Annotated in this window: 5 protein-coding genes; 3 read left to right on the top strand and 2 right to left on the bottom strand. The window is 56.2% G+C overall.

Annotated features, from left to right (window positions below; genetic code table 11):
* Positions 1-108: 108 nt before the first annotated feature.
* Positions 109-1,416: a hypothetical protein gene (locus ACEQU8_RS07600; RefSeq protein ID WP_370262692.1), complete on the bottom strand. Its 1,308-nt coding sequence runs from the start codon at positions 1,414-1,416 to the stop codon at positions 109-111.
* 232 nt (positions 1,417-1,648) lie between these two features.
* Here ACEQU8_RS07600 and ACEQU8_RS07595 point away from each other — a divergent pair, with 232 nt between their 5' ends.
* Positions 1,649-3,121, top strand: a complete 1,473-nt coding sequence (locus ACEQU8_RS07595; protein ID WP_370262690.1) for a flavin-containing monooxygenase — start codon at positions 1,649-1,651, stop codon at positions 3,119-3,121.
* On the opposite strand, the gene ACEQU8_RS07590 is transcribed toward ACEQU8_RS07595, so the two are convergent.
* The gene (locus ACEQU8_RS07590; RefSeq protein ID WP_370262689.1) at positions 3,111-3,884 is read right to left on the bottom strand and encodes an SDR family oxidoreductase; all 774 of its coding nucleotides are present in this window, start codon (positions 3,882-3,884) and stop codon (positions 3,111-3,113) included. The genes ACEQU8_RS07595 and ACEQU8_RS07590 overlap by 11 nt on opposite strands.
* Before the next feature lie 88 nt (positions 3,885-3,972).
* Between ACEQU8_RS07590 and ACEQU8_RS07585 the strand changes: the two genes are divergently transcribed.
* Positions 3,973-4,425 carry a gamma-glutamylcyclotransferase family protein gene (locus ACEQU8_RS07585; RefSeq protein ID WP_370262688.1) on the top strand — a complete coding sequence of 151 codons (453 nt, stop codon included), beginning with the start codon at positions 3,973-3,975 and terminating at the stop codon, positions 4,423-4,425.
* Between the two features lie 44 nt (positions 4,426-4,469).
* A partial coding sequence (locus ACEQU8_RS07580) for an FGGY family carbohydrate kinase (protein ID WP_370262687.1) occupies positions 4,470-5,607 on the top strand: 1,138 nt, incomplete at its 3' end.

Raw genomic sequence — 5,607 nt, 5'->3', positions numbered from 1 at the left:
TTCGAAGCTTTGCCCATGCAAAGGGCAAAGCCGGGAGAATCGACCGTGCAAGAGGCGAACGGTAGAGAGGCTCGCAGCATGGGCGTTGAGGGATTCGGGGAGAATCTGTTAAATGCTCGGCACGTCCGTGGGCAAACCAGCGCCGCCAGCTTGATCGGCCAAGGCATCTGCGCCCGACGAAATACCGCTGCTCACGGTGCCAATCAAATCGCCCTCGGGCATATCGGCACCGCCTCCACCCCCACCCGCGCCATTTAGTGCATTTTGCAGCGTGTCGGCTCCGCCCAAAATGCCTTCGGCCAGATCGGCCAGGCTGGGCTCTCCGCCTGGGGAGGCCTCACCCACCGGTGAGCTGCCCAAGGCCGATTCAAGGCTTGTCAATACACCATCAATAGCGGCATCCACTTCGCTGGCCACCGGGTGCAATTGGTCAATCACTTCGCCCAAAGGCTCCACTTGGTTGGTCACAGGCGTGGCTGCAGCATCTGCCACATCCACCACTGCGCTCACCAAGCCATCGTTCACCAGATTTTCGCCTTCAATGCCAGCGGCCTGCATGGTGCTAATCAGCGTATCCAGGCCCATGTCGGTGTTTACAACTTCTTGAACAGGGTTGGTGACTGGCGACAAAGGTTCGCCCAAGGGGGTGCCTTCCGCGCCTTGCACCAGTTGGTCCACCACAGTGGCCTGTGGTGTGCCTTCACCCGTAGAGGCCACCAGCAAATCGTGCACATTCTCGGCACCCGCCATGCCCACGTCGCCGCCGGCGGTGGCCACATTGTCGGGGGTGCTTTGCGGGTTGTCGGCGCTGTTTTGCACAGCCTCTTGAACAGGGTTGATCACGCTGTCTTCAAGGTTTTCCTGGGTCAGGTTTTCGTCCCTGAATTCTTCCAGGCTTTGAGGGCTGTCACTGCTGGAAAATTCGCCCGTTCCCAAATTGGAGCCACCGCCTGCGCGGCTGGTACTGCTTGCGCCACCCGCATCGCCGCCACTGTCGCTACCGCCCAAAAACGCACCCGCTGCCAATGCGCCCAGGCCGGCTACGCTGGAGCCGCCTGCGCCCAACATGCCTGCACCAAACAGGCCAGACATGCCAGAGCCTTCCACGGCCGCAGAGTTTTCTGCCACCTCGGTGGTGAACTCAAAGCACTCTACATCTTCCATCACCACCAGTTGCGGACCATTGACTCCCGCTTGTTCGCCCAGGGTGATTTTGCCGTTTGCGGTCATCACACCAGCGGCGGGCTTTTGGCCTTCCAGGCCGGGGAACTCCAGGCCGAGGCGTCCGTTTTCACCGGTTTGCACCTGATCGCCGGGCAACAAAAAGTCGCCAGCTTGAATGTTAAGGGGTTGACCGTCGCGGATGACTTGAACGTCGCCTTCCAGCGCGGTGATGATTGCTTGCGGGGCTGCCATGAATTCTCCTTTTCCCATCGTGATTTACCGATTTATTGTGGTGGCAATGGCGCGGGGGCAAAGGCTTGATTAAGGGGGTCGAATGCCCCCCAATTGAGGGTATCCCTTGAACAGGTGACGAAAGTTCAAAAGCAGTAGGTGAGTCAGCATTTGTAATTGACAATAATAATTGTCAGATATAAATTGTGCGCTGTTTAAGGCCACACCCCACTGGGTTTGAGGGAATCGTTTCATGCAACAACACCAAGTGATCATCATCGGCAGCGGCTTTGGGGGCCAATGTGCAGCCATCAATTTGAAAAAACGCGGCATTGAAGACTTTTTGATTTTGGAGCGGCGGGATTTCATGGGTGGCACTTGGTGCCAAAATGCTTACCCAGGTGCTGCAGTGGATGTGCAATCGCTGTTGTATTCGATTGAGTCAGAGCCATATGACTGGAGCCAGATGTTCGCTGAAGGCGATGAACTGCAGCGCTACACCCAGCATGTGATTGAAAAGCACGGTCTGCGTGAAAAAACACGCGTGCGCAGCAATGTGAGGCAAATCTCATGGCTGGATGATCGCCGACTGTGGCATGTTCAAATCGACGACGGGGCAGAGTACCTGGCCAAGTTTGTCATTAACGCATCGGGGCCACTGAGCACCCCAGTGATTCCCAACTTCAAGGGCAGAGACACCTTCGAAGGCGTGACTTTCCACACCAATGCCTGGGACCAAAGTTATGACTACAAAGGCAAACGTGTGGCCATCATCGGCAGTGGTGCCAGTGCGGCGCAGGTGATTCCGGCCATTGCGCCTGATGTGGGGCATTTGCATGTGTTTCAACGCTCGCCCCACTGGGTGCTGCCCCGACCCGATAGGGTATTCAAGCCCTGGCAGCGGGCCCTGTTAAAAATCAACCCCATTCGCAAACTTGCACGCTCGGCCATTTATTGGGGCCTGGAGAGCCGCGTGGTGGGCTTTAAGTATTCTGAATTCGCGCTCAAGCAAATTGCTGAGCGCGAGGCCCGGCATCACATTCGCAGGCAGATTAAAGACCCGGAACTGCGCAAGAAAGTAACCCCAGACTTCACCATTGGCTGCAAGCGCATTATTTTGAGCAACACGCTTTACCCGGCCTATTGCCGAAGCAATGTCACCTTGCATGACAAAGCCGACGGCATTGCAGAAATTAATTCCAATGGCATACAAACCTTGGGCGGAACCCAAGTGGATTTGGATTGCATTGTGTATTCCACAGGCTACGATGCCACTGATGGTGTGATTTCTTACCCCGTGCTTGGGCGTGCCGGCAAAAAACTGGCAGACGTGTGGGCTGAATTTCCACGGGCCTACCTGGGCACCAGCGTGCCCGATTTTCCGAACCTGTTTATTGTGACTGGCCCCAACACAGGCATTGGCCACACCTCAGCCATTTTTGTGATTGAGGCGCAAATGCACTACATCATGCGCGCCATTGCAGAGGTACAAAAACAAGGGGCCACACACATTGAGGTGAAGCCACACGCCGAAGCCAGGCACACCACCCACATCCACAGCGAAATGGAAAAAACCGTGTGGAAAAAAGGTGGGTGTAGCAGTTGGTACAAAAGCAAAAGTGGGCACGTGGTGGCAATGTTCCCGGGTTTCAGCTACACCTATTTGCGCATGGCCAAAAACTTCAGGCATGCCGACCACGTGATTGCAAACCCCGTTACACCGTGAGGTAGCCCCCGTCCACGTTAATGCACGCACCCGTGGTGTAGCTTGACGCATTCGATGCGAGGTACAACACGGTGCCTGCCATTTCGCTGGGTTGGGCCACACGGTTCATGGGCACGTGTTGAAGCAGGGCGCTGCGTATGGCGTCGTTGTGAACCAAAGCCGACGCAAACTTGGTGTCGGTGGCGCCCGGCAGCAGTGCGTTGACCCGCACCTTCATGGGTGCGCACTCTTTTGCAAACGCTTTGGTCATCGAGATCACCGCTGCTTTGGTGATGGAATAAATGCCTTGGTACAAACCGGGAATAACACCATTGACCGAGGCCACGTTGATAATGCTACCCCCACCATTTTTGGCCATCAGCTTGCTGCCCAAGCTGCTCATAAAAAAGTATCCACGAATATTTACATCCACCGTTTTTTGAAAGGCGGCTACATCAGTGTCGTAAATTGGGCCGAAGTGAGGGTTTGTGGCCCCGTTATTGACCAACACATCCAGCCGGCCAAAGCGTTCTTCAATTTGCCTGTACAGGGCCTCAATTTGATCGAGCTCACCCAAATGGCAGGCCATGGGCACAGCCTTAAGGCCACTGGCTTGCAACTGGGCGGCCACTTGCTCGCAACTTTCCTGTTTGCGGCTGGAAATGATCACTGTCGCCCCCTGGCTGGCCAGCAATTCTGCACAGGCCAGGCCAATTCCACGCGTGGCCCCAGTGACCAGGGCGATCTTATCTTGTAAATTGAAAAGCTCAAGGGTGTTGCTCACATCGTCTCCTTGTTGTTGTGCGGCTGGAGGATTGCATCTAATCCTCACCGATTGTGATTCAATTTTTTGTGTGAAAAGGTAACATCGCATGGGCTTGAATTTTGAGCAAGAGCCTCAGCACGTGTTTGTGTATGGGTCGTTGATGTACTTGCCCGTGTGGGGGCAGGTGGTGCAGGGCACCTATGCCTGCAAAAATGCTGTGGCCCGTGGCCATGCCCGCTATGCGGTGCCTGGCGAAACCTACCCGGCCATGGTGGTCCAGGCCGACAGCGAAGTAAAAGGTTTGGTGTGGCTGAACGTGGCAGCCGACGACTTGAGCAGGCTGGATGCTTTTGAGGGGCCCGAGTATCAGCGGCAAACCATCAGCGTACAAGTCGATGGCCAGGATTTGAAGGTTCAAACCTACCTGTGGTTGCAGCCTGCGGCGCTGGATGGAAAGCTGTGGAGTGTTCAGCGGTTTGAAGAAGATGGCTTGCAGAAATTTCTGGGCAGGCATGTGCAAAGCTGGAACCAGACCGGCGCACGGCAATCGAAGGCCTGAGCAACCAGGCCCAAGCACAATAACAATATTTCAGGAGACGCAATATGCCTTACATACTTGCGCTGGACCAAGGCACTACCAGCTCGCGCGCTATTGTGTTTGACGCGCATGCCAAGGTGCTGGCCTGCGCACAACAAGAATTCGAGCAGGTGTTTCCAAAACCGGGCTGGGTGGAGCACCGCCCCATGGACATTTGGAATACGCAGTTGAGCTGCGCGCGGGAAGCGATCGCAAAAGCGGGGCTGGCTGCAAAAGATATTGCAGGCATTGGCATCACCAACCAGCGCGAAACCACCGTGGTGTGGAACCGCAAAACCGGCGAGCCCGTTTACAACGCCATCGTGTGGCAGGACCGCCGCACCGCGGCCTATTGCGACAAGCTGCGCGGGCAGGGCAAAGCGGCTGAAATTCGCAAACTAACCGGGCTTGAGCTGGATTCGTATTTTTCTGCCACCAAGGTTAATTGGATATTGAACCATGTGGATGGCGCCAAAACCCTTGCAGATCGCGGTGATTTGGCTTTTGGCACGGTGGACGCCTGGCTGATTTGGAAACTCACTGGCGGTGCTGTGCATGCCACCGATGTGAGCAATGCCTCGCGCACCATGTTGCTGAATATTCACACCAGTCAGTGGGACGCTGATTTGCTGGGTCTTTTTGAGGTGCCTGCCAGCATGTTGCCACAGGTCCATGATTCCAGCGTGGTGATGGGGCATTGCGACGCAGCGGTGTTGGGTGCAGCCATACCCATTGCCGGCGTGGCCGGGGACCAGCAGGCAGCCACCTTCGGGCAAACATGCTTTAAACCAGGCGAAGCAAAAAATACGTATGGCACTGGCTGCTTCATGCTGCTCAACACGGGGCAACAGGTCGTAGAGAGCCACAACAAGCTGCTGACCACCATCGGTTGGCGCCGTGCACAGCAAACCCATTACATGCTGGAAGGCAGTGTGTTCATGGGTGGTGCGGTGGTGCAGTGGCTGCGCGATGGCTTGGGCCTGATTGAAAAATCCAGCGATGTGCAAGCGCTGGCCGCCAGTGTGCCCAGCACCGATGGCGTGGTGCTGGTGCCGGCGTTTGCTGGCTTGGGGGCGCCCCATTGGGACCCCTATGCCCGAGGCACACTGGTGGGCATGACCCGTGGCACCACCCGTGGTCACATTGCGCGTGCCGCGCTTGAAA

The sequence above is a fragment of the Limnobacter sp. genome, from assembly GCF_964228395.1.
In the GTDB taxonomy this organism is placed as follows: Bacteria; Pseudomonadota; Gammaproteobacteria; order Burkholderiales; family Burkholderiaceae_B; genus Limnobacter.
The sequence above is the reverse complement of the archived record's forward strand: the minus strand, read 5'-3'. Positions and strand labels throughout refer to the sequence as shown.